A 23,464-nucleotide genomic window follows, 5' to 3' on the forward strand; every position below is an offset into this window, starting at 1 on the left:
TGCCCACGGGTTGCCACCGTCTGTCGGGGACCTGAACGTTTATGCGGTCAGCCGACTGCAGTTGCGGGTAGATGGGTTCTCGAGTGGTTCTCACGGTAAGCGTGCTGTTGCTTTTCCTGACAGCTGGCTGTCTCGGGCTTGGGGATGATCCCGATGTCCCGACTGTCACGCCGGCTGCGGTACCGGACGAGGGGACACCGGAGCAAGTTGTTCCGACGGCCGTGACGACTGAGCAGCCGGCCACGTTCACGCCCGAGAACCTCCCGACTGCTGGCCCACTGCAGATGAGCAACCAGGCCTCGACCCCGGTCGCACTGTGGCGACTTCGATCGCTGCTTTCGGTTACGGCCATCGAGCCGACGGTCGACTATCGACTCGGCCCGATGATCGATCCAGGCCCGGACCCGCTCTCGCTTTCGGATTCTATCACGGCGGCCCTCGGACCGGATGTCTCGGCGGACGGCGGGACCCTGTACGGTCGCGTCGACAGCGCCAACGCGACGATCCATCTCGTCAAGGGCATGCACGGGTCAGCCCAGATCGAGTATCACCTTGCGTATTTCCACACACAGGTACTCCAGGAGCGGCTGGGCTGGACAGCGTCGATCCCCAGCCAGGCGAACAGCACGCTCGACGAGCGACTGGTTGCGTTCGGATTGCGTCGTGGGGCTGCCGCGCTTGCGGCAGACGCCTACGCCGAGGAGTACTCGCTTTCGATCGAGGAGCAGATCCGTGAGTGGGACTTTGCCTGGCAGGAGTCGTCCTGGCTCGCACGTGGCGCACTCGATGCCGGATACGATTATGCCGAGGGGCGGACCACTTCGCCAGATTCCCTCGCGGGCGTCTACGCCAATCCACCGAACACGACTGAACAACTCCGCTACGGCCTCCCGCCGGAAAGCGAACCACCGCGACCACTCAACGTGACCGTCTCCGGCGATGGCGACTGGGAACGGACGGCGACCGAGCGGTTCGGTGAGCTCGGCATCCGTGCGTTGCTGTCGACACGGCTGGACCGTGAGGCGGCCGGCCGGGCGGTCAGAGGCTGGGGAACCGACCGCTTGCTCGCGTTCGAAAACGGGACCGCATCCGGGGTTGTCTGGGTTACGACCTGGGATCAGGCCAGCTACGCGGACCAATTCGCCGCCGGATTCGAGCGGTACGCCGCGGCGGGCGATCCGCCACAGGCGTCCCAGCGTACGCGTTCAGGGCCGAAAACGGTCGTCGTCACAGCGGGGTCACCGGCCTTCGTCGATGGCGTTGCGGTGGCAGGCGACAACGAGTCGGTTTCGATCTCACTGCCGGATTGAGGCCTGCCCGTTCTGGTTGTGGCTTCAGTCGTCGGCCGGCGCGGGTGTCGTCATGTCGACCGGGTCGGCGTCAACGCCGAGTTCGTCTAGGGCAACCTGCGCGCCGCGCTTTCCTGACAGCAACATTGCACCGAAGGTCGGTCCCATCCGCGGGAGACCGTGGGCCGTGGCGACCGCCATCCCGGTCGCGATGAGGCCGTCGTGGACGAGGCCAGTGTGCTCGACGACGGCGTCCTCGCTTTCGGCGACCCACATCGAGTCGTGGCCCGGCGAGTCGTGGCCCGGCGCGCCGTAGCTCTCGTCGCCGGTCGCGTCCATGCCGGTGTCGCCTTCCTCGGCGATTCCGTCGGTCTCCAGGACGCCACGCTCGTCGAGTTTCTTGATCGCTAAGGCCTCGTGACCGGTCGCGTCGATCACGAGTTTAGACTCGACGGCGATCGGGTCGACGCAAGTGATCTCCCGTGGCAACGCGTGGACGGGCGTCCAGTTCATCACGATGCCGCCGACGCGGTGGTCTTCGCGGACCACGATGTCGGTGAACTCCGTCATGTTCTGCATCTTCGCACCGGCATCACAGGTCGCCTTGATGAGCCCGGAGGTCGCTTCAGGGCCGTTTGCGACGTACAGTCCGTCTTCCTGTTCGGATTGGGTATACTCGACGTCGAGCTCGTCGAGAACGCTCTGGGCCGGATCGCGGACCGTGACCTTGTTCATCAGGAAGCCACCGAGCCAGAACCCACCGCCGAGATAGTTGTTCTTCTCGACGACCATGGTCTTGACTCCCCGCTCGGAGAGTTCCTTCGCGGCCATCAACCCGGACGGCCCACCGCCGATGATGATGACGTCACTCTCGGTGAAGTCCATGAACTCGTCTGTCCACTCCTCGGTGATCGCGCGGGTGACTGCTGCTTCGCCGACATCGCTGAACTGATCGAACTCGCTCACTTGCATACCACTTAGTGGTACTACTGATAAATATTAAAGTGTTACGATCGCTACACCTGCGTGGCTGGATCGGTCTCTCACAAACGGTGCAAACGGGCTGGTCTATTCTGAGCCGTCGACGTCACGCGCCAGCCCGAGCGTCTGGGCCGTCGGGAGATGCCATCCCCGTGAGACAGCGACCAGGCGGGTTCCAACGGTGACGGTCGCACACATGGCCGCCGCGGGGGCGACCGTCCAGCCAACTGTCGTCACTGCCCAAAACGAGAGGCCGCCAAGCACGGCGGGGCTGGCGTAGAAGTCCTCAAAGAGGATAAACGGGGAGCGATCGAGCAGGATGTCGGCGTACGCACCGCCGCCGACCGCGTTGATGGTGGCGACGGCGACCACACCGAAGGAGGGAATTCCGGCCTCGGTCGCGACGATCGCTCCCGCCGTGGCGAAGGCGGCCAGCCCGATCGCGTCGGCCACGAGCGTGATCGGGTGATCGTCCGGCGAGTCGAGCAGAAAACTCAGCGCCAGTGCGAGACTCACGCCGAGGGTCCCGAGCGCGATCTCGCCGACGTTCTGCAGCGCCAGTGGAATCCGACCCACCAGTACGTCGCGGGTTGCGCCGCCGCCGAAGGCGACCACGAGGCCGACGACCAGGATGCCGAAGACGTCGAAACGCTCGCGGATCGCCTTCGCCGCCCCCACCAGGGCGAACGCGACCAGCCCGATCGTGTTCATCACCGCGAACGGATCGATCAGCACTTCGCCGAGGAACGTTTCGACCACTGACTGACACAACGACGAGTGGGGTCTTGAGCCCTCCGTTCTTCGCAAGTCCCGTCGCTTTCGGCCGGATTACATTTCGTCCGTGATGTCCGTGGACACTGTCGTGTCCTCGCCGACAACCGTCGAGACGTCGATGCCCTGGATCAACTCGACGAGATCGACCAACTTCGGGAAGGTGTAGATCGTCAGCGAGACGTCGTTGTCGCCGTCGCCAGCCGTGATGCGTGAGTCGATGACGAACGCGATGTCCTCGTCGGGCCAGCCCCCCATCTTGTCGACGATGCCGTCAGCTGGCCCGTACGCGAACGACGGCGTCGACATGCCGATCGTCGTATCGAGGACGTTCGCCCACCCGTCGATGTACCCGGAGGTCATGATGTTGCCGATCTCCTGGATCGCCGATCGTTCCATGTCGGTAAACCCGTCGGCGTCGTCGCCACCGCCACCCACGAGCATCCCCGCAAGATCCTTCGCGTCGGCGGGTTCGAGCATAAAGAGGACGTAGCCGTAGGGTGATTCGGTCAGCTCGACGAAGATCCCGACGCGATCCCCGCTGCCCATGTGGGTTCGAACGTCTTCGATGTCGAGGAAGTTGATCTTCGAGACCGCAATTTCGGTCGAAAGCCCCGCCATCTGGTTGAGGTGATCCGAGACTTTCTCCGAGCCCTCCTTTGCGATCTTGTTGAACAGATCGAGTTTCCGGATGTCGACTTCGAGACTCATGTGGGCTCTTTTTCGGTGCGTTCACGTAAGTACTCTGCTGGTCACCGGGTACCGCGCGGGGTTACTCCAGTTCGCCGGATCTAATCGCTTCCTCGGCAGCGCCGAGTGCCTGCGCTGGATCAAAGTCGTCGACTATCTGCTGGAGGGCATCCGCCGGGGTGTCCTGTAGCGATCGGGCATGCGCTGTCATATTTGGCACGGCCCGGAGCACGTTGTCGATGATCGGCACCGCCGCGACCTGTGCCGATCGGGACAGCGGATTGAGGTCGATCACGATCTCCGTTTTCCCCATCTCACCGAGTGCTTCGGCCCGATCGCCGTCCTCAAGTGGAACCACGACCGTGTCGGCATTGTAAATCCCGTCTGCGTCGACCTTCGCGCGTTCGTGATCGAGTCCGGGGATGCGTGCGTCAGCCGTCAGTCCCTTCACCTCGTTTGCGCCGTGCTCGCGGAGGTGGTCGGCGATCGCTTCGATCCGCTGCTCAGTACGATTGAACAGGTTGACCTCCAGGTCGGCTCCCGTCACCGCAGCCAGCTCGACGACTTCCCCGGGGACGAGCGCGGCGACGTTCCCGTTGACCGAGAGCACTGGGTGGTCGGCGAGCAGAAGGTGTGCGGCCCCAACCCGCTCGGCCCGGTCGGCGCTCTCGATGGTCCGCTCGCCCAGCAGGTAATCGAATGCTTCGCCCCGCCCTTGGGCGATGAGACCCTGCTGGCTCGTGATCCCCTTCTCGACGCCGGTTTCGATACGATGGCGGGTCAACAGCGATTCGTACCGTGGGTGACTCTCCGGGACGTCAACCTCGCTCATGGCTCCCGATCGGACCCAGACAGTGAAAAACGTCGCTACTGCGACGCGTTACTCGACAGGGTGGAATTCTCTGTGCCCGCGTGCCTGCCATCGACCAGCGTCGCTCCCGTTGGGTCGACTCGACAGACTGCAGGATCGTATCCTGCCGCCGACAGTCCCTCACCGGTCGCAAAGACTGTCTCCCCGAGCATCGCCATCGAGGCCTCACCGTCGGCCGCTGCGACGTCCATAATCACGTCCCGGACCGTCTCAGTCAGGAGTCCGGCTTCACGAGCGAACCGCCGGGATGCGTACATGAACTGCTCGACGGTCGGCTCTCCGACGACGGTCGAAACCCCCTCGTTTCCAGCTTCCGTCAGCCGGTCGGTGTCACCGCCGATGACTGTGGCCGTGTCGAGTTCGCCGAAGGTGACGTACTCGATTCGAGACTGCGCGGGAATCGCGTCGAGGCGGTTTTCCATGGGTCCACCCGGCTCCAGTCGGAGGCTGATTCCGCCGGCTGCCTGCGCGACGACGTCGCCAAGGCCTGTCCCGGCCTGCACCTCCGCACCGTGGGCGATCGTCACGAGTTCGTCCCGCGAGAGTCGCCGGTCGAACGCGCTATTGGCGGCGAGTGCCGTCCCGAGTGCCATCGCCCCGGAGACCCCGAACCCCGCACCGATCGGCAGATCGGTCTCGCCGGTCACCGCCGCCTCGACTTCCAGGGCGTCGAGAACCCGTTCGACCGCTTCGATCTGAACGGGCTCTCCATCGAGCGTCACCGTCGTCTCGGGTGCGGATTCGACGGTCACTCTGACGCCGTCTGAGAGCGCGATCCCGCCACCGCGTGATCCCGTCGTCGTCGGGTCATCCGTCCGCACGACGGAGAAAAATCCCGTCACGTGCCCCGGGACGAAGGCACTCGCTTTCTCGGTCATCACCCGGGTTTCGGCTGCCGCCCGCTAGAACCCTTCGGGACGCGTCCGGGAAGCCGCCAGATTGATGGGTGTTTACGCTGTCTTCGGACGTATACACATGCCCACAGTCAGTGTCCGGCTTCCCGACGAAGAGAAGGACGAACTCGAAGCCGTCGCCGACCTGCTCGAGGAGGATTGGAGCACGATCATCCGGAAGTCGTTGCGTGATGGTCTGCATGATCTTCGGGTTCGCCACGCGGTCGAGCGCTACCAGTCCGGCGAGGTCGCGGTGAACGAGGCGGCCAGGCTGGCAAACGTCACCGTGGCCGAGTGGCTCGAAATCAGTCGGGAGAAGAATCTGACCGTGCAGTTCCGGCGCGAGGATCTCGAGCGCGAGGTCGAGGCGGCCCACGAACTATGACCCGGATCTACGTCGGGCCAGGCCCACTGGTCGACCTCGGGACGGTCGGCGAGACAACGTTACTCAGGGCGTTCGATGGCGAAATCGTGATTCCTGAGGCGGTCGCCGAACACGTCTCGACCGAACCGGCGAAGACGAACATGGAGAAGCTGATCGCCGACGGTGTCGCGACCCGCGAAGCGGCCGAGACCGAGTTCGAAGCGCAGGCGACGGGTATGCTCGGTGTCGAAGCGCCAGTGGTCGAGAGTCGGCTACTGGAACCCGTTTTGGCGGCAACTGACGATCCATCTGACGACCCACGGGACGACGATCCGACGATCGGACTCGTCACCGACGACCGCCGCCTCCGGACGGTTGCTGCGGGCTTGGGGGCGACTGTCACTGGTACCTTCGGTGTCGTCGTCCGGGCTGCAAGCGAAGACAAGTACCTCAAGACGACACAGGCAAAGCGGATCGTCCGTCGGATCGACAGTCATGGGCTCCATCTCACTGGCGAACTCCGCGCACAGGCTGTCGGTGGTCTCTGATCGACGTCGGCCGTGGGTTTTCCGATTCGATCGAGGTGAATTTGCCACAAGACATCTGAGAACAATTACAATAGATTTATTTTACAGAACGCATTTGACTTTCAATTGGGGGGTAGAATGAGCGAACAGACGAATCATACGTTTAGCGACTCGAATAGCACGGAAGATACAATTTCCCGACGTTCGTTGCTGAAAGCGGCACCGGCAGCGGTGGTCGGGACGGCGGGGCTCGCGACGGAAAGTGAGCCCGCAGCAGCACAGTTTGGGGGATTTGGAGGAATCCCGGAACTGGATTTCTCGAGTGGGACTCCGTCAGTGGACGAAGCGCCGCAGGGCGTTGCTGAAATAGTTTTCAACATCCACGGATTGGGGGCGGGCTCAGTCAGTACGAGTCAGGCTGCCCAGTTCGCCGGGACTGCCGAAAGTGTCGGCTACGACGAGTCTGTGGCTGCGGTGACGTGGTCCGGGTTCATCTCGGGGGCCAGAAACGGCGGCGAGCGGTTCGGCGCGTGGCTCGATGAATACACGCAAGCGAATCCCGAGACGACCATCCGGGTGGTCGGTCACTCCATGGGCGCGGTCGCCTCGATGGCGGCGCTCGACACGGTCGAGGAGACGAACATCGACACGATCGCGCTGATCGGCGGGTATCTGAGCCCCGGCGCGGTCTGTGAGGGTGGGCAATATTACGACGCCATCCGGAACTCGGCGGGCGGGGTGTACAATTATCATTCCCAAAACGACTCCATCGCCACGATCGGCAGCAGTGGAGCGAATTGTGACGGTGGTTTGGGGATCGGCGGTGGCTTTAGCCTCGGCGATAGCAGTAGTTCGGCGGGGGAAGACGATAGTGGCTGGAGCCTCGGTGATGGCAGTGGCTGGAGCTTCGGCGATAGCAGTGGCTGGAGCCTCGGTGACAGCAGTTGGGACTGGGGAGACGGTGACAGCGGTTGGGACTGGGGAGACAGTGACAGCAGTTGGGACTGGGGAGACAGTGACAGCAGCTGGGACTGGGGAGACAGTGACAGCAGTTGGGACTGGGGAGACGATGACAGCGGCTGGGACTGGGGAGACGATGACGGATCCGATTCTGGAGATGATGACGGGTCCGGAGACGTGGGAGTGAGTCCCGATGGGACGCCAGCCAACTATTACGATGTCGACGTGACTGACTCGGTCAGCAGCCACGTCGGCTACAAATCCAGCGAGGAGTGTGTCTCACAGATCGTGGAAAACTTCAATTGAGATACTGGCCCGCGGCGGCATGTGTCGCCTGAGGTCTCCACGGCGACACATCACATTCTCATAGCCTGTCGGATGGCGACGGTGACTAGTACCGTCCGCCCGGTCCGAGTTTGGACTTTTCCAGGATTTCGTCGCCTCCGATCACGTCCGAGACTGTTGCTACCGTCCACGCGAAAAAGACCAACGCCATGACCACTGTCACGGGCCCGATCAACGCCCAACCGAATGGGTCGACGGCGACAAGTCCGAGGGTCACCACGACGAGTGTTGATAGTCCAGCGCGAACGGTTCGTCCCTCGTTGACGGTCTTTCCGACCGCGCTGATGAAGGCAAACACGAACATCGACACCGCCAGTCGCTCGGTCGAGATCAAATTTACAACGGTGACGCCCAGGAGGCTTCCCACGGCGAGGATCCCGCCACTGACGAAGAGAACCCGGTATCCGATTCGGAGGTGTGAGTGCATACGGGGATCGGTTTCGCGTTGTTCGTCTGTATTCATCTATCGTAGTGATCGACACGCTGATACCTTAATGATTGGTGGTTCCCGTCCGCTGTTCTTGTAGTCCCCCACAAAACCGCTGCCAGAATCACTCTCGTTGGCTCTCAACGGTTTCGCCGCTCCCGTGTCGCTTCGCTCCCGCTCGCAACCGAGACCTCCTCGCGGTCGGTCTCGCTACGGACTCAGCCGTTTCGATCTTTGACCGCTGCGAGATCGAGCGACTCTACGGAGAGAGTCGCTGGCGATCTCGCGGGAAGATCACGGCTTCGCGGATGTTCTCCAGACCGAGCATCGTCATGACGAGCCGTTCGCCACCCAGGCCCCAGCCGGCGTGGGGCGGCATGCCGTACTTGAACATCTTGGTGTAGTACTCGAAGGCACCCGGATCCAGACCCTGCTGTTCGAATCCCTCGACGAGGTGGTCGTGGCGATGTTCACGCTGCCCGCCCGAAACGAGTTCCATCGACGGGTGCATCATGTCGAAGCCCGTCGAGAGCTCGGGATCGTCGTCGTGATCCTTGATGTAGAAGGGCTTGATCTCGCTCGGCCAGTCGGTGATGAAGTAGTGCTCGCCGACGTCCTGGCCGAGCGCGTGTTCGGCCTCTGTCGAGAGGTCGTCACCCCACACCAGCACGTCGTCGATCTCGCCCGTGGCGTTGATCCGCTCGATGGCTTCTTCGTAGGTGAGCCGCGGGAAGTCGCCCTCGGGAGCCGAGAAGACCTCGGTAAGGCCGAGCGTTTCGAGTTCGTCGGCGCAGTTCCCTGCGACGCCTTCGTAGGCCGCTTTGACGACCGTCTCGCAGGCGTCCATCGCCTCGGTGTGGTCGTAGAAGGCCGACTCGAAGTCGATCGAGGTGGCCTCGTTGAGGTGCCGGGGCGTGTTGTGCTCCTCGGCGCGGAAGATCGGCCCGATCTCGAAGACTCGCTCGAGCCCGGAACCGACCATCAGCTGCTTGAACAGCTGTGGACTCTGGTTCATGAATGCCTCGCGGCCGAAGTAGGTGATCGGGAACAGCTCCGTCCCGCCCTCGGTGCCCGTGGCGACGATCTTCGGCGTGTTGATCTCAGTCGCATCCAGGTTCCGGAAGGCTTCCCGGACCGAGCGCAGGACTTCCGCGCGGATCTCGAAGATGGCTTTGACTTCGGGCTTGCGGAGGTCAAGCGTCCGGTTGTCCAGTCGTGTCGGGAGTTCGGCGTCGACCTTCCCGGATGGGTCAAGCGGGAGTTCGGGGTCGGCAGGGGCGATCACCTCGATGTCGTCGGGCGTGACCTCGACGCCCGTCGGCGCGCGTTCCTCTTCCTCGACGTCGCCCTCGACCCGGAGGACGCTCTCGCGGTGGACGTCGAGCGCCGTCTCGACGAGCGCCTCGTCGAGTTCGTCCTTCTCGATTTTGACCTGGATCTTCCCGGTCGTATCTCTGAGGATCAGGAAGGCAATACCGCCGAGGTCCCGGATCTCGTGGACCCAGCCCGCGACGGTCGCACTCGTCCCGGGATCGGCGTCAGCAGCGTACGTACGGTCCTGCATACCTCGGTGTTTTTCGCCCGGGGATTAAACTCCGTTTATTCGATTCGAGGGAGGGGGTCGATCGCTGTGGCTGCAGGGGTCCGCTCCCGTCGCCGACCAAAACGCTTCTGTCAGTTCCCCCGAAACACCGAGCAATGGCCGTTCACGAACTCGACGATCTCGACAAGGCGATCCTCTATGCACTCCAGGACAACGCCCGGAAAACCTCGACGAGCACGATCGCCGAGCGCATGGACGTCGCCCCGAGTACGGTGCGGACCCGGATCCAGGCGCTGGAAGCCGACGGCATTCTGACTGGATATCACGCCGAGATCGACTACGAACAGACTGGCCTCCAGTTGCACACGTTGCTCGTCTGTACGGCACCTGTCCCCGACCGGGAGGAACTCGCCGAACGGGCCCAGGAAGTCAGCGGCGTCGTGGCCGTCCGGGAGGTCATGACCGGCCACGAGAACGTCCACATCGAGGCGATCGGCCGCGACGGGGACGATCTCAGCCGGATCGGTCGCGAACTCGACGAGATCGGCCTCACCATCGAGGACGAGGACCTCATCCGCAACGAGTACGAAACGCCGTTCGACGGATTCAGCGTCGAACGGGCCTGATTGTCTGTTTGCGTTGTCGCCGTTTGACCGAGCTGGCCAGCTCTCACAGGACTGTCGTCGTTCGGGGGACTGACACGAATTCAGACGTATCGGATCGTTTTGCCGGGTTTAGATGACGTAACGTCAAAATAATCGACTAACTTATGACGTTCCGTGATTTAGTGTGGGTGTATGGAACGACATCGTCCGTCCACGACAGCAGGGCATCGACGCGCGCGAACGAAGGGCCTGTCGCCGATTTCAGGGGGTTGTGCGCCGGGATGACCGAGGACGTGCTTTCCTCCGTCGACGTGGTGGTCATCGGGACGACCAGCGGCGTCAGAGCAGTTGCAGAGGAACTTGATAGCTCCCACGCGGTCGTCTTCGTCACGGATCGACACAATCAGGCACGGGTGGCCGAGCGTGCCGGAGTGCCGACCCATCGGACGACGTTCGACACGGGCCTTGACCCGGAGGCGATCTCGGCAAAGACCGCGTTCGTCGCGACCGACAGGGACGCGGTCAACCTGCTCGTGGCCCAGCGCCTGCGAATTCACGGTGACGTCGAGACAGTGATCATCAGGGTCAACGATTCGGATCGAACGGCCGCCTTCGATGGGATAGCCACCGAGACGGTGACGCCAGCCGAAGCGAGCGTGCAAGCGGTTCAGGACTCGCTGGAGGCACTCTAATCCCGATGCCGAAGGAACTCGAACGCGATCTCGGACTGTTTTCGGTGCTGGCGATCAGTATCGGTGCGATGGTCGGCAGTGGCATCTTCATCCTGCCGGCGCTCGCCCTCGAGATGGCCGGACCGGCGGTGATCCTGGCGTACGTTCTGGCAGCACTGATCGTCCTCCCGGCAGCACTGAGCAAGGCCGAGATGGCGACGGCGATGCCCGAGGCCGGCGGGACCTACCTCTACATCGAACGGGGGATGGGACCGTTGCTCGGGACCATCGCGGGTATCGGGACCTGGTTCGCGCTCTCGTTTAAGGGCGCGCTCGCGCTCGTTGGCGGCGTCCCGTACCTCTTGTGGTACTTCGAACTCCCGATCAAGCCGGTCGCGCTCGTGCTCGCGGCCGTCCTCATCCTGGTCAACCTCCTGGGCGCGAAACAGACGGGTCGCCTGCAGGTCGGGATCGTGGCGATCATGCTGGCCGCGATGATCTGGTTCGTCGGCGGCAGTGCGGGTTCGATCCAGAGCGCCTCCTTTGATGGATTCCTGGCCTCGGGTGCGGGCGGCATCCTCGAAGCGACCGGCTTCGTGTTCGTCTCCTATGCGGGGGTGACGAAGATCGCGAGCGTCGCCGAGGAGATCGAGGATCCTGATCGGGTGATACCCCGGGGGATGATCTGGTCGCTCGGGTTCACGACGCTGCTGTACGTCCTCGTCGTGATCGTGATCGTCGGCGTCGATCCGTCGGGGATCGTCGGCTCGAACACCCCCGTCGCCGACGTGGCCGAAGCGACGATGTCGACGCCCGGCGTGGCCGCCGTCGTCATCGCTGCAATGCTCGCGCTGATCAGTACCGCCAACGCCGGCCTCCTCTCGTCGTCGCGGTACCCCTTCGCGATGAGCCGCGACGACCTCGCGCCGCCGACGTTCGCGGCCGTCAGTGACCGCTTTGGAACACCGGTCACAGCAATCGCACTGACGGGTCTCGTCATGCTGGCACTGATCGCGTTCGTCCCGATCATGAGCATCGCCAAACTCGCGAGTGCGTTCCAGATCCTCGTGTTCGTGTTGATCAACGTGGCCCTGATCGCCTTCAGGGAGAGTGACATCGCCTACGACCCGAGTTACAAATCGCCGCTGTATCCCTGGATGCAGGGCTTTGGCGTCCTGGGCGGCCTCGTGTTGCTGACCCAGATGGGACTGATCCCGTTCGTGGGGGCGATCGTCATCATTCTCGGGAGCGTCGGCTGGTACTTCGCGTACGCCCACCGCAACGTCTCCCGGGAGGGCGCACTCACGGACGCGATCCGTCGCGGCATGGATCGACGCGCCGTCGATGAGACCCGATCGGTCTGTCACGACGCCGACGAGTCCGACGTGCTCGTGGCGCTCACCGAGGACACGACCGCGGCGGCAGAGGAACGACTCCTCGACGTGGCGATTCCGATCGCTCGCGCCCGGGACGGGACGGTCACTGTCGTCCAGTTCGATCAGGTGCCGGACCAGACGCCATTGTCCTACGCCGAGTCGACCCTCTCGACGGCCGACAAAGCCTTCGAGGAACGGACGGCTGCGCTCGCCCGGGACGCGAGTGTCCCCGTCGAGTACGGCGAGATCGTCAGCCACGACATCGATCGGGCGGTCGAGAACGTCGCCGACCTCCACGGCTACGACTTGGTCGTCGTCGACGAGTCCGGCCCGACCTTCAGCGAGAACCTTTCGGACGTCATCTTCGGACCGACCCGCTCGTTTGACGTTCTGGGCGTCGAGGCAGAGAGCCTGGATGACATCGACCGGATCGCGCTGGTCGACGACGGCGGGCCGTTCGATCCCGAAAAAGTCCGGATTGCGAACCTGCTCGCGACGGCCAACGATGCGACGATCGAACTCGTCCACGGGATCGAGCCGGACGCGACGCCGGAACGGCGTGATTCGGTCGATCGGTACCACGCCGAGTTGGCGGATCTCTGCTCGGCCCCGACCGAGTCGGCGATCGTCGAGGGTGACGACACAGCCGCGCTGGTCCGTGCGACGGACGACGCCGACGTCGTCGTTGTTGCTGACACCGTGGGCGCAGTGCTCCGGGATGGTCCGGGAGACGCCGTCGCGAAACGCGGGAACGCCCTCGTGTTGCATCCGGGAAGCGACGGACAACCCGGGCTGATCGGTCGGCTCGTTCAGCGCGTCGTGTACTGAGTCAGTACACGCCCCGCGTTGGAACTATCGCGTTGTCGGTTCGAAGCGTCACGATACCGGTTCAAAGGGTTAGGGTACTGGTCCGAACAGACACGATACTGGTTCGAAGGGGTACGATACCGGTTCGAAGGGGTACGATATCTGCTCGACGGGTCAATATGTCAAGTCGACAACGCCCACCATCAGGCGGCCAACTCGTCTTGCCATTCCCGGATGCGATCGGCACTGACGCCCTGGACCTCGCCGGCGACGGCGTCCGGGTCCACCTCGTGGAGGTCCTCGGGGTCCGCTACGCCAGCGTCCTGTAGTTTCTCCGCCGTCGCCGGGCCGACCCCGTCGAGGTCCTCCAAGTTTTCGACGGCGTTGCGCGCCTGGAACTCCTCGTAGTTGCAGATCGGACAGCCCAGTTCCCAGGGATCGTCGTCATCGCCGTCGTGGATTTCGATGTGGGGCAGGTCGTGGTCCTCGCAACGCTCGTCGGTCACGACGATCTCACCACGACGGGGGAGCGGGAGCGAGTAATCACAGTCCGGATAGCGCGTACAGCCGACTAGTCGCGAACCCGAGCGAAGGTGTTTGATCGCGAGCTTGCCGCCCTCCCCTTCGGCGGCTTCGCCGCCTTCGTTTCGCTGTCCCTCCGGCGCAGCGCTATCTCCACATTCGGGACAGTGCCCGATCACCTCGTCCTCGCTCTCGTCGGCTGCCTCCGCTTTGCACCGCGGACAGCCGTGGACGAACGTGTCCCGGCCCGCGAGCATCTTGACGTGCCGAAGATCGTGATCCTCGCAAGTTTCGTCGGTCACCTGTGGTTCGCCCGTGCTCGGCAGTGGAAGGGTGAACCGACACTCTGGGAAGCCGTCACACCCGACGAAGTACGATCCCTGGCGACTCCGGCGAACCAGCAGATCCTCGCCACACTCCGGACAGGGCCCGAGCGTTCGGTCGGCCTTCAGCGACTCCTGGAGGAACTCGCCGATCTCCGTGCGGGACTCGCGTAGTTCCTCGAAGATCTCGCCGAGCATCTCCCGGGATTCCGCGGTCACCTCTTCCAAGGTCGCCTCCCCCTCGGCGATGGCGGTCATGTCGGCCTCCAGCTGGGCGGTCATCTCCTCGCTGACGACGTGATCGGCGTACTCCTCGGCGGCGGAAACCACTGCCTCGGCGAGTTTGGTCGGCCGCGGTGGATCGTCCTCGACGTACCCGCGATCGTAGAGTTTCTCGACGATGTTGTGCCGGGTCGCTTTCGTCCCGATGCCCATCTCCTCCATATGCTGGATGAGCCGCGACTGGCCGTAGCGGCGCGGCGGCTGGGTCTGTTTGGCCTCCAGTTCGACCGCGTCGATCGAGAGCTTGTCGCCCTCGCTGACCTCGGGAACGAACGTTTCGCCGGCGGAGGAGTAGGGATAGACCGCGTGGTACCCCTCCTCGAGCAGGCGCTTGCCGTTGGCCTTCAGCGACCGGCCCGCCGCCTCGGCGACGACCCGCAGGTGCGCCCAGGTCGCCGGCTCGGCCACGGTCGCGAAGAACCGCCGGACGACGAGCTCGTAGATCTCCCAGGCGTCCGCGCCGACCTCGTCGCGATCCGGCAGTTCGCCGGTCGGATGGATCGGCGGGTGGTCGGTCGATTCGGTCTCGCCACGGGTCGGCTCGATTTCGTCCTGATCGAGCAACGACGCCGCGTCGTCGCCGAACTCGTAACTGCCTTCGAAGGCACCCAACAGCTCTTCGGGATCGAGATCGTCGGGATAGACGGTGTTGTCCGTCCGTGGGTAGGTCAGGTAGCCGTCCGTGTAGAGTTCCTCGGCCAGCGACATGGCGCGCTGGGCGGAGTAGCCGAGCGAACTCGCCGCGGAGATGAACGCGGTCGTGTTGAACGGCGCGGGCGGGTCGTCGGTACGCGTTCGCCGCCGAACTTCGGTGACGGTGGCCGTCCCGGATTCGGAGAGATCCGCGTAGGCAGCTTCGGCGGCCGCTTCGTCCCAGACCCGCTCGGCTTCGCTGCCGTCGTCGTCGTAGAAGTACTGGGCCTCGAAGCCCTGGCCGTCCTTCGCGAGGTCGGCGAGGATCTCCCAGTAGTCGTCGGGATCGAAGGCCTCGATCTCGCGTTCGCGGTCGACGATCAGCTTCAGTGTCGGGCTCTGGACACGGCCGACAGAGATGAAGTCGTTGCCGAGCTGTTTGGCAGACAGCGAGAGGAAGCGGGTCAGTGCCGCGCCCCAGATCAGGTCGACGATCTGGCGGGCTTCGCCTGCGGCGGCGAGGTCGAAGTCGATCTCGTCGGGATTCTCGAAGGCCTTCTGGACTTCTCGTTCGGTAATCGAGGAGAAGCGAACGCGCTCTACCGGCGCGTCGGTTTCCTCGCGGATCAACTCGTAGGCTTCCTTCCCGATGAGTTCGCCCTCGCGGTCGTAGTCGGTCGCGATCACGACCTCGTCGGCCTTTCTGGCGAGGCTACGGAGTGTCGCGACGATGTTCTCCCGCGTGGGCGTTGTAACGACATCGGCGTCGATCAACTCGGCCGGTTCGACGTCGCGCCACTCGGCGTATTCCGGCGGGAAGTCGACGCCGACGACGTGTCCGGAGAGGCCGACGACGCGCTGGCCGCCCCACTTGTAGACGTTGACGCCATTTCGCCGCTCACCACTCGCCGAGTCGTCGCTGAGGATCTCGGCGATCCGCCTGGCGGCGTTGTCCTTCTCGGTGACGATCAGGCGCACGCCCGATCACCACCGTCTGGCTCGTGACTCATTGTCTCTCGCTACGCGGAGAGCGTCCCATATGTCTTTCGGCGTGTAATCGCAAGAGGGAAGGAGGACAAGGCGCGCACGCGTCGCCCGCTCGCGCTCGGGTGGTCTACGTATCGGCAACAGTCGCTGAACCGCATACCCCGTCGGCGTTACCCCTCGATATCGTCCGTACTCATCCCTCGTCGAATGGCGTTTCTGTGGTTTCTGGCGATCGGTTCAGCAATCCCATTGAGTGGGACGGTCCCCTCACGTCCGGGACTCGTGTCCGCGACGAGCCTGTCCATTCGCTTGATGATCTCGTCAGGTTCGGTTGTCATTTCTTCGGAGTTCTGTCGCATGTCTATTCAATCTAACGTCATATTCGGGCAATAAGTCTATCCGCCTGGGGTTCCAACAGTTAGGAATGGCAGACGACAAGCGAGGCCGGGACAAACAGGCCCACGACGAGGAGCGACGACAGCGCGAGCGCGACCTCGAAACGGAACTACAGCGGCGTGACGAACCGGAGCCACCGATCCCGGCGACCGAACTCGGTGAACTGGAGGACGAACTCGAAACGGTGGCCTTCCCCGCGACCGCGGCCGAGGTGGTCGAGACGGTCGGCGACCGCGAGATTGAATCGCCCGAGGGCACTTACCGGCTCGAAGAACTGCTGCCGAAGTCAGACGCCGAGACCTTCGACTCGCCCGCCGCTGTCAGTGTCCAGGTTCAGCGGCCGACCGTCGCCGCGGCGATGAAGCGCATCATCGAGGCGAGTGACGAACTACAGGAAGCCGACTTCGGCGGTTCACGCCGCGACGCGTATAAAAAGACGCTCAAAGCACTCGCGGCGATCGAGGCGGATGACGACGACGAGGGGATCGACGTCATCACCGAGTGGATCGTCGCGCAGATCGACGAGAAGGGAAAACTCCCCGGCTCGCGGGCGGTTCGCCGCGAGGCCGCGAAATTCTGCCGTTCCAGTGGCTACGAGGTCGGCGTCGACGAGTGGCTCGGAATCTAGTCCTCTAGCTCGGCCCGCAACAGCTGGTTGACGTCACCGGGATCCGCACTCCCGCCGGTCTTTTGCATCACCTGGCCGACGAGGAAGTTGATCGCGCCGCCGCCGCCGTCGTGATAGTCTGAAACGGCGTCGGGGTTCTCCTCGATAGCTTCCTCGACGGCACCCTGAAGTTCGTCGCGTTGGGTCTTGCCGAGTCCCTCGCGGTCGACGATCGTGTCGGGATCGTCGCCGTCGTCGAGCATCCCGCGGAGGACGGTCTCGCGGGCGTTCTTGGCGGTGATTTCCTCGCTTGCGACGAGTTCGACCAGGCGTTCGATCTCGTCGAGTCGATCCGTCACGTCGGTGATTTCCATGTCGCGGTAGTTGAGTTCGCCCAGGAGTTCGTCGGCCACCCACGTCGCCACGAGATCGGGATCGAACTCGCTTGCCAGGTCCTCGTAGAAGTCCGCGACCTGCTTGGTCGTGGTGAGCTTCGAGGCGGCCTCCTCGTTGAGCCCGTATTCCTCGCCGAAACGCTCACGGCGGGCGTCGGGGAGTTCGGGGATCGATAACTCTTCCTTCCAATGGCTGACCTCCAGGGGCGGCAGGTCGGCCTCCCGGAAGTAGCGGTAGTCCTTCTCCTCCTCCTTCGAGCGCATCGAGACCGTGATCCCCCTCGACTCGTCCCAGTGGCGGGTCTCCTGTTCGACCTCGCGGCCACGCTGAACGGCGTTTTTCTGTCGCTGGGCCTCGTAGGCCAGGGCTTTCTGCGCCCCTTTGTGACTGGAGATGTTCTTGACCTCGGTCCGGTTGGCGTCTTCGAGGACATCCTGGTCGATGGAGCCATCGTCGTCGACGTCCGCGGCGTCGACCAGCGAGAGGTTGGCGTCGATCCGGAGCGAGCCGTCCCGCGTCGCATCGAAGATGCCCAGGTACTCGAGGACTTCCTCCAGTTTCGCGAGGAAGGCCCGGACCTCCGTCGCGTCCCGGAAGTCCGGTTCGGTGACGATCTCCATCAGCGGGACGCCGGCGCGGTTGTAGTTCACGAGCGTGTAGTCGGCGGTGTCGATGTTCCCGCCGGCGTGCTGGAGGCTCCCGGGGTCCTCTTCGAGGTGGGCGCGCTCGATCCCGACCGTCCGGCGCTCGCCTTCGACACTGAATTCCAGTTCGCCATCCTGACAGATCGGCGCGTCGTACTGGCTGATCTGGAAGTTCTTCGGCAGGTCGGGGTAGTAGTAGTTCTTCCGGTGAAAGCGGGTTTGCTCGGGAATGTCGGCGTCGATGGCCTTCCCAACCCTGACGGCGGCCTCGACGGCCCCCTCGTTGAGTACCGGTAGCGATCCGGGGAGGCCGAGACACACCGGGCAGGTGTGGGTGTTCGGGTCGGCGTCTTCGAGATCGGTCGAACAGCCACAGAAGATCTTCGTCGCGGTTTCGAGCTGGACGTGGACTTCCAGCCCGATCACGACGGTAAGATCGCGTTCCTGAATGGCTTGGGCAGTCATTGTCCGAATATCCGGCGCGCCGCGATTAAATCCCTCGGTCGCACTCGGGCGTGCCTTCGGGGCCGTCCACGCGGGAGACGTATCAGACATAATGTGAATGTCTGACGTAGGTTTAAGCGGGGCGAGACAGGTTGTCGTGGTATGAGCGACAATCGCGTGGAGGAACTCGAAGCGAAAGTCCGCGACCTGGAAGCGACCGTCGAAGGCCTCACGGACGAACTCGTCGAATCGAAAGTCCGACTGCGTGAACTCGAAAACGCCGTCGACGACGAACTCGGCTTCGAGAAGCCGGTCAACATCGAGACTGACGTCGAGGACGAGACGGAATCGGTTTCGGCCTCGGCCGAAGCCACTAAATCCCAGGAGGTCGAGGACACGGACGACCAAGAGGCCGAATCGGACATCATCATCGCCTGACGGACACCGGGTGCCCACGACCGTCGAGGCGAAACAGCCGCCGAACCCAACCACATGTACATTACAGAGGTCGTCCTCGACAACTTCAAGAGCTTCGGACGGAAGACGCGCATCCCCTTCTACGAGGACTTTACGACCATCAGCGGCCCGAACGGGTCGGGCAAGTCAAACATCGTCGACGCGATCCTCTTCGCGTTAGGGCTGGCCCGTACCTCTGGGATACGCGCCGAGAAGCTGACCGACCTCATCTACAACCCCGGCCATCAGGACGGCGAATCACCGGATCGCGAACGCGAGGCGAGCGTCGAAGTCGTACTGGACAACAGCGACCGGACGCTTTCGCGGTCGCAAGTCGTCAGTGCTGCCGGGAGCGAGAACGTCGGCGACGTCGAGGAGATCACGATCAAGCGCCGGGTCAAGGAGACCGACGACAACTACTACTCCTATTACTACATCAACGGCCGCTCGGTCAACCTCGGGGACATCCAGGACTTACTCGCCCAGGCCGGCGTCGCGCCCGAGGGATACAACGTCGTCATGCAGGGCGACGTTACGGAGATCATCAACATGACTGCGGGCGCTCGCCGGGAGATCATCGACGAGATCGCGGGCGTCGCGGAGTTCGACCAGAAGAAGGCCCAGGCCTTCGAGGAGTTGGAGGTCGTCGAGGACCGGATCGACGAGGCCGACCTCCGGATCGAGGAGAAGGAGACCCGCCTCGAACAACTCGAAGACGAACGCGAGACGGCCCTGGAGTACCAGGAACTCAGAGACGAGAAAGAGGAGTACGAGGCCTACCGGAAGGCCGCCGAACTCGAGGACAAGCGCGACGACCTGGCGGCAGTCCGGGAGGAGATCGCCGAGCTGGAGGAGACGCTTGAGGATCGACAGCGCGAACTCGACGAGCGTGAGGGCAAGGTCGTCCGGCTGGAGGACGAACTCGCCGAGTTGAACGCCGAGATCGAACGCAAGGGCGAGGACGAGCAGCTCGCACTCAAACGCGAGATCGAGGAGATCAAAGGCGAGATCGCCCGACTCGAGGACGCTATCGAGAGCGCCGAGGAGAAGCGTGACGAGGCAGAGGCACGGCGGCGCGAGGCCTTCGTCGAGATCGACCGCAAGCAGGAGACCATCGACGATCTGGAAGCCGATATTCGCGAGACGAAAGTCGAGAAGTCCTCGGTGAAAGCCGAGATCGACGATCTCGAGGTCGATCTCGCTGCCGTCCAGGAGGAGATCGAAGAAGTCGGCGCGGAGTTCGAGGAGGTCCGGGACGAACTCGAAACAAAGAAGGCGAGCCTCGAAGACGCAAAGGAGCGCCGCAACGACCTCCAGCGCGAGCAGGATCGGCTGCTCGACGAGGCACGGCGGCGCTCGAACCAGCAACGCGACCTCGAATCCACGATCGAGGATCTCCAGGAGTCGATCCCCGAACTCGACGCCGAGATCGCGGATCTCGAAGAGGAGCGCCGGAAGGCCGAGCAGAACCGCGAGACGATCACGGACGTCATCGACGATCTCGCCGCGGAGAAACGCGACCTCCAGGCCGAAATCGAAGCGATCGACGACGATCTGGAGGCCGCCCGACAGGAGTACGCCGAGCTCGAAGCCCGGGCCGCGGAGTCCGGCGACGCCTCATATGGTCGGGCGGTCACAACGGTCCTCGATGGGGATCTCGACGGCGTCCACGGAACGGTCGGGCAACTCGGCGGCGTCGATCCGACCTACGCGACGGCGTGTGAGACAGCGGCTGGCGGCCGACTCGCGAACGTCGTCGTCGACGACGACGGCATCGGCCAGCGGTGTATCGAGTATCTCAAGAACCGCAACGCCGGCCGGGCGACGTTCCTCCCGCTGACGGAGATGGACAACCGGTCACTGCCGTCGCTACCCGATCACGATGGTGTCGTCGACTTCGCGTACAACCTCGTGGATTTCGAGCCCGAGTATTCGGGCGTGTTCAGTTACGTCCTCGGGGACACGCTGGTCGTCGAGGACATGGCCACGGCCCGGGAGTTGATGGGACGCTACCGGTTGGTCACCCTCGACGGTGAACTCGTCGAGAAGAGCGGCGCGATGACGGGCGGTTCCTCCAGCGGGTCGCGATATTCCTTTTCGGACAGCGAGGGGCAACTCCAGCGGGTCGCCGAACGGATCACCGAACTCGAAGACGAGCGCCAGGAATATCGTGAAGAGCTATCGGGCGTCGAAGAGCGACTCGAGGACGCTCGCGATCGAAAGTCCGAGGCCGCCGATCAGGTCCGGGAGATCCAGGCCGAGATCGAGCGCCGCGAGCGCGAACGCGAGGAGACCGAGGAGCGCATCGAACAGCGCCGCGAGGAACTCGCGGAGATCGAGGACGAACGGGAAGCTGTCTCCGAGGAGATGGACGAGATCGAGGCCGACATCGAGGCCGTCGAGAGCGAGATCGCCGACCTGGAAGCTGAGATCGCCGACCTGGAAGCCGATATCGAGGACTCACAACTGCCCGAACTGACCGACGAGGCCGAATCCCTCGAGGGCGAGATCGACGAGCGCGAGGACGAACTCGACGATCTGGACGCGGCGCTGAACGAACTCCAGCTCGAAAAACAGTACGCCGAGGACGCGATCGACGATCTCCACGACCAGATCGAGACGGCACAGAACCGCAAGGCCGAACAGGGCGACCGCATCGAGGAACTGAACGGGAACGTCGCCGACGAGGAGTCGAAACTGGCCGACAAACAGGAGGCCGTCGCCGAACTCGAAGCCGAACTCGCCGATCTCAAAGGGGATCGCGAAGACCTCCGCGAGGAACTCAACGCGGCCCAGCAGGCACGTGACGAGCAGAAGGAGCGGGTCAACCAGATCGACTCACAACTCGACGGGAAACGCGAGACCGAGTCCCGCCTGGAGTGGGAGATCGACGAACTCGAAGACGCTGTCGGGGAGTACGATCCCGAGGAGATCCCCGACCACCACACGGTCCAGACCCGGATCGGCCAACTGGAGGCCGAGATGGAGCGGCTAGAGCCGGTCAACATGCTCGCCATCGAGGAGTACGACGAGGTCGCGGCCGACCTCTCGGAGTTAGAGGACAAACGCGGGACACTCGTCGAGGAAGCCGACGGGATCCGTGAGCGGATCGACTCCTACGAGGCGAAGAAAAAGGAGACGTTCATGGACGCCTTCGAGACGATCGACGCGCAGTTTCAGGACATCTTCGAGCGACTCTCGAACGGGACGGGGCGACTCCACCTCGAAAACGAGGACGATCCCTTCGACGGTGGGCTGACGATGAAGGCCCAGCCCGGCGACAAGCCGATCCAGCGGCTGAACGCGATGAGTGGCGGCGAGAAGTCCCTGACTGCGCTGGCCTTTATTTTCGCGATCCAGCGACACAACCCGGCTCCGTTCTATGCCCTGGACGAGGTCGACGCGTTTCTCGACGCCGCCAATGCCGATCTCGTCGGCGAGATGGTCGACGAACTCGCCGGTGACGCCCAGTTCGTCGTCGTCTCCCATCGCTCGGCGATGCTGGAGCGCTCCGAGCGAGCCATCGGCGTCACGATGCAGGGCGATAACGTGAGTAGCGTGACGGGGATCGATCTCACCGAGGAGGTGCCCGCGGATGACTGAGGAGGAATTGATGAGTGAGAACAAACAAGTAGACACTGAGAAGGGGGAACAGACACGGCCGGACGGCGGGACAGATGTGATGACGGGGTCCGGGGGATTTACCCAGCCGTCACTGGATGCGGACGGTGAGGTCGAACCCGTCGAAGTCCTGGTCGGGCTGGCGGAGGACGACGAGATCGACCCGTGGGACATCGACGTGGTGCGAGTGACCGACAAGTTCCTCGAACGTCTCGACGAGGCCGACCTCCGGACGTCCGGGCGGGCGCTGTTCTACGCGAGTGTCCTGTTGCGGCTGAAAAGCGACGCGCTGCTGGAAGACGACGACCCTGCCGAGGAACCTGCGGTGGACGAACTGGCCGATCCGTTCGCCGCCGGCGATCTTTCGGGGGGAGATAGCGATCCGTTCGACGCCTTAGAGGACGAGATGGACCGGCGACTCGACCGCAAACGGGCACGCGGGACGCCCGACACGCTCGAAGACCTCGTCCGCGAGCTTCGGGAGGCCGAGCGGTCCGCCGACTGGAAGGAGTCCAGGGAGTACGACACCAGCGACTCCCCGCGTGGATTCCGCCGCGGGACCCAGGAACTCGACTACCGGATGGACGACGACATGCGGGAGGACGCCGAGCCCACTGTCGAGGACGTGACCGGGACGGCCCACGGCGAGAACGTCGAGGAACTCGTCGAGTCCGTCGCCACGAAGATCGAGACGCAGTTCGACGCCGGGCGCGACGCGGTGTTGTTTGCCGAAGTCGACGGTGCCGCCGGCTCACGCATCGAGTCGTTCCTGGGCCTGCTCTTTCTGTCAAACCAGGGCCGGATCGTCCTCGAGCAGGACGAGTACTTCGGGGACCTGTGGATCCAACCCCCCGAATCGACGGCGGCCGAGTGAACTGCCAACCATTTGTGGCACTTTTCGTCAGCGGATCTGGGGGGCAGTCCCCTCACATTTTGGATGAAAAACCATTATGTTAGTGTGGCTCATACTCACAACCATGACGCCGGAGCGAATCAGCGAGCGCATCGCCGCGAGCGAGGATCGGTTCGACCG

The 23,464-nt window shown here is 63.6% G+C and carries 21 protein-coding genes; 11 read left to right on the top strand and 10 right to left on the bottom strand.

Annotation, left to right across the window (positions count from 1 at the left end):
* The first annotated feature begins 71 nt into the window (after positions 1–71).
* Positions 72–1,310, top strand: a complete 1,239-nt coding sequence (locus HUTA_RS13310; protein WP_015790440.1) for a hypothetical protein — start codon at positions 72–74, stop codon at positions 1,308–1,310.
* 24 nt (positions 1,311–1,334) lie between these two features.
* Here the strand turns inward: HUTA_RS13310 and HUTA_RS13315 are convergent, their stop codons facing one another.
* The 5 genes from HUTA_RS13315 to HUTA_RS13335 all read right to left on the bottom strand — a co-directional run bounded on the left by HUTA_RS13315 (position 1,335) and on the right by HUTA_RS13335 (position 5,480).
* Complete coding sequence (locus HUTA_RS13315; RefSeq protein ID WP_049941357.1) at positions 1,335–2,255, bottom strand: sulfide-dependent adenosine diphosphate thiazole synthase; 921 nt, start codon at positions 2,253–2,255, stop codon at positions 1,335–1,337.
* A gap of 102 nt (positions 2,256–2,357) precedes the next feature.
* Positions 2,358–2,981, bottom strand: a complete 624-nt coding sequence (locus tag HUTA_RS13320; RefSeq protein ID WP_049941467.1) for a trimeric intracellular cation channel family protein — start codon at positions 2,979–2,981, stop codon at positions 2,358–2,360.
* Positions 2,982–3,098: 117 nt separating this feature from the next.
* Positions 3,099–3,752, bottom strand: coding sequence for a chemotaxis protein CheC (locus tag HUTA_RS13325; RefSeq protein WP_015790443.1), 654 nt, complete (start codon positions 3,750–3,752; stop codon positions 3,099–3,101).
* A 61-nt stretch (positions 3,753–3,813) separates the two neighbouring features.
* Positions 3,814–4,563, bottom strand: coding sequence for a 4-phosphopantoate--beta-alanine ligase (locus HUTA_RS13330; RefSeq protein WP_015790444.1), 750 nt, complete (start codon positions 4,561–4,563; stop codon positions 3,814–3,816).
* Positions 4,564–4,598: 35 nt separating this feature from the next.
* Positions 4,599–5,480, bottom strand: coding sequence for a pantoate kinase (locus HUTA_RS13335; RefSeq protein WP_015790445.1), 882 nt, complete (start codon positions 5,478–5,480; stop codon positions 4,599–4,601).
* 97 nt (positions 5,481–5,577) lie between these two features.
* On the opposite strand from HUTA_RS13335, the gene HUTA_RS13340 reads away from it, so the two are divergent.
* From HUTA_RS13340 to HUTA_RS13350, 3 genes are all read left to right on the top strand, one after another.
* On the top strand, positions 5,578–5,880 hold the full coding sequence (locus HUTA_RS13340; RefSeq protein WP_015790446.1) for a UPF0175 family protein: 303 nt from the start codon (positions 5,578–5,580) through the stop codon (positions 5,878–5,880).
* The gene (locus HUTA_RS13345; RefSeq protein WP_015790447.1) at positions 5,877–6,407 is read left to right on the top strand and encodes a hypothetical protein; all 531 of its coding nucleotides are present in this window, start codon (positions 5,877–5,879) and stop codon (positions 6,405–6,407) included. The genes HUTA_RS13340 and HUTA_RS13345 overlap by 4 nt, the downstream gene beginning before the upstream one ends.
* 315 nt (positions 6,408–6,722) lie before the next feature.
* Positions 6,723–7,652, top strand: a complete 930-nt coding sequence (locus HUTA_RS13350; protein ID WP_169304902.1) for a lipase family protein — start codon at positions 6,723–6,725, stop codon at positions 7,650–7,652.
* A gap of 85 nt (positions 7,653–7,737) precedes the next feature.
* Here the strand turns inward: HUTA_RS13350 and HUTA_RS13355 are convergent, their stop codons facing one another.
* The gene (locus HUTA_RS13355) at positions 7,738–8,154 is read right to left on the bottom strand and encodes a hypothetical protein (protein ID WP_015790449.1); all 417 of its coding nucleotides are present in this window, start codon (positions 8,152–8,154) and stop codon (positions 7,738–7,740) included.
* A 223-nt stretch (positions 8,155–8,377) separates the two neighbouring features.
* Positions 8,378–9,682, bottom strand: a complete 1,305-nt coding sequence (gene aspS / locus HUTA_RS13360) for an aspartate--tRNA(Asn) ligase (RefSeq protein ID WP_015790450.1) — start codon at positions 9,680–9,682, stop codon at positions 8,378–8,380.
* A gap of 134 nt (positions 9,683–9,816) precedes the next feature.
* Between aspS and HUTA_RS13365 the strand changes: the two genes are divergently transcribed.
* From HUTA_RS13365 to HUTA_RS13375, 3 genes are all read left to right on the top strand, one after another.
* Positions 9,817–10,287 carry an Lrp/AsnC family transcriptional regulator gene (locus HUTA_RS13365; protein ID WP_015790451.1) on the top strand — a complete coding sequence of 157 codons (471 nt, stop codon included), beginning with the start codon at positions 9,817–9,819 and terminating at the stop codon, positions 10,285–10,287.
* Between the two features lie 260 nt (positions 10,288–10,547).
* Positions 10,548–10,958, top strand: coding sequence for an NAD-binding protein (locus HUTA_RS13370; RefSeq protein WP_143920387.1), 411 nt, complete (start codon positions 10,548–10,550; stop codon positions 10,956–10,958).
* Positions 10,959–10,963: 5 nt separating this feature from the next.
* Positions 10,964–13,141, top strand: coding sequence for an amino acid permease (locus tag HUTA_RS13375; RefSeq protein ID WP_015790453.1), 2,178 nt, complete (start codon positions 10,964–10,966; stop codon positions 13,139–13,141).
* A 182-nt stretch (positions 13,142–13,323) separates the two neighbouring features.
* On the opposite strand, the gene HUTA_RS13380 is transcribed toward HUTA_RS13375, so the two are convergent.
* The gene (locus HUTA_RS13380) at positions 13,324–15,858 is read right to left on the bottom strand and encodes a DNA topoisomerase I (protein WP_015790454.1); all 2,535 of its coding nucleotides are present in this window, start codon (positions 15,856–15,858) and stop codon (positions 13,324–13,326) included.
* A gap of 179 nt (positions 15,859–16,037) precedes the next feature.
* A complete protein-coding gene (locus tag HUTA_RS13385; protein ID WP_143920444.1) occupies positions 16,038–16,205 on the bottom strand; it encodes a transcriptional regulator in 168 nt (55 codons plus the stop codon).
* Positions 16,206–16,291: 86 nt separating this feature from the next.
* Between HUTA_RS13385 and HUTA_RS13390 the strand changes: the two genes are divergently transcribed.
* Positions 16,292–16,891, top strand: coding sequence for a DUF5789 family protein (locus tag HUTA_RS13390; RefSeq protein ID WP_015790456.1), 600 nt, complete (start codon positions 16,292–16,294; stop codon positions 16,889–16,891).
* On the opposite strand, the gene gatB is transcribed toward HUTA_RS13390, so the two are convergent.
* Positions 16,888–18,375 (bottom strand): Asp-tRNA(Asn)/Glu-tRNA(Gln) amidotransferase subunit GatB, encoded by a 1,488-nt coding sequence (gene gatB / locus HUTA_RS13395; RefSeq protein WP_015790457.1) that lies wholly within the window; start codon positions 18,373–18,375, stop codon positions 16,888–16,890. The genes HUTA_RS13390 and gatB overlap by 4 nt on opposite strands.
* A 141-nt stretch (positions 18,376–18,516) precedes the next feature.
* Here gatB and HUTA_RS13400 point away from each other — a divergent pair, with 141 nt between their 5' ends.
* From HUTA_RS13400 to HUTA_RS13410, 3 genes are read left to right on the top strand one after another with little or no spacing between them, the layout of a single operon-like run.
* A complete protein-coding gene (locus tag HUTA_RS13400; RefSeq protein WP_015790458.1) occupies positions 18,517–18,792 on the top strand; it encodes a DUF7518 family protein in 276 nt (91 codons plus the stop codon).
* Between the two features lie 54 nt (positions 18,793–18,846).
* Positions 18,847–22,413 (top strand): chromosome segregation protein SMC, encoded by a 3,567-nt coding sequence (gene smc / locus HUTA_RS13405; RefSeq protein WP_015790459.1) that lies wholly within the window; start codon positions 18,847–18,849, stop codon positions 22,411–22,413.
* Positions 22,406–23,305, top strand: coding sequence for a segregation and condensation protein A (locus HUTA_RS13410; RefSeq protein ID WP_015790460.1), 900 nt, complete (start codon positions 22,406–22,408; stop codon positions 23,303–23,305). The genes smc and HUTA_RS13410 overlap by 8 nt, the downstream gene beginning before the upstream one ends.
* Positions 23,306–23,464 lie beyond the last annotated feature (159 nt).

This window comes from Halorhabdus utahensis DSM 12940 (assembly GCF_000023945.1).
In the GTDB taxonomy this organism is placed as follows: Archaea; Halobacteriota; Halobacteria; order Halobacteriales; family Haloarculaceae; genus Halorhabdus; species Halorhabdus utahensis.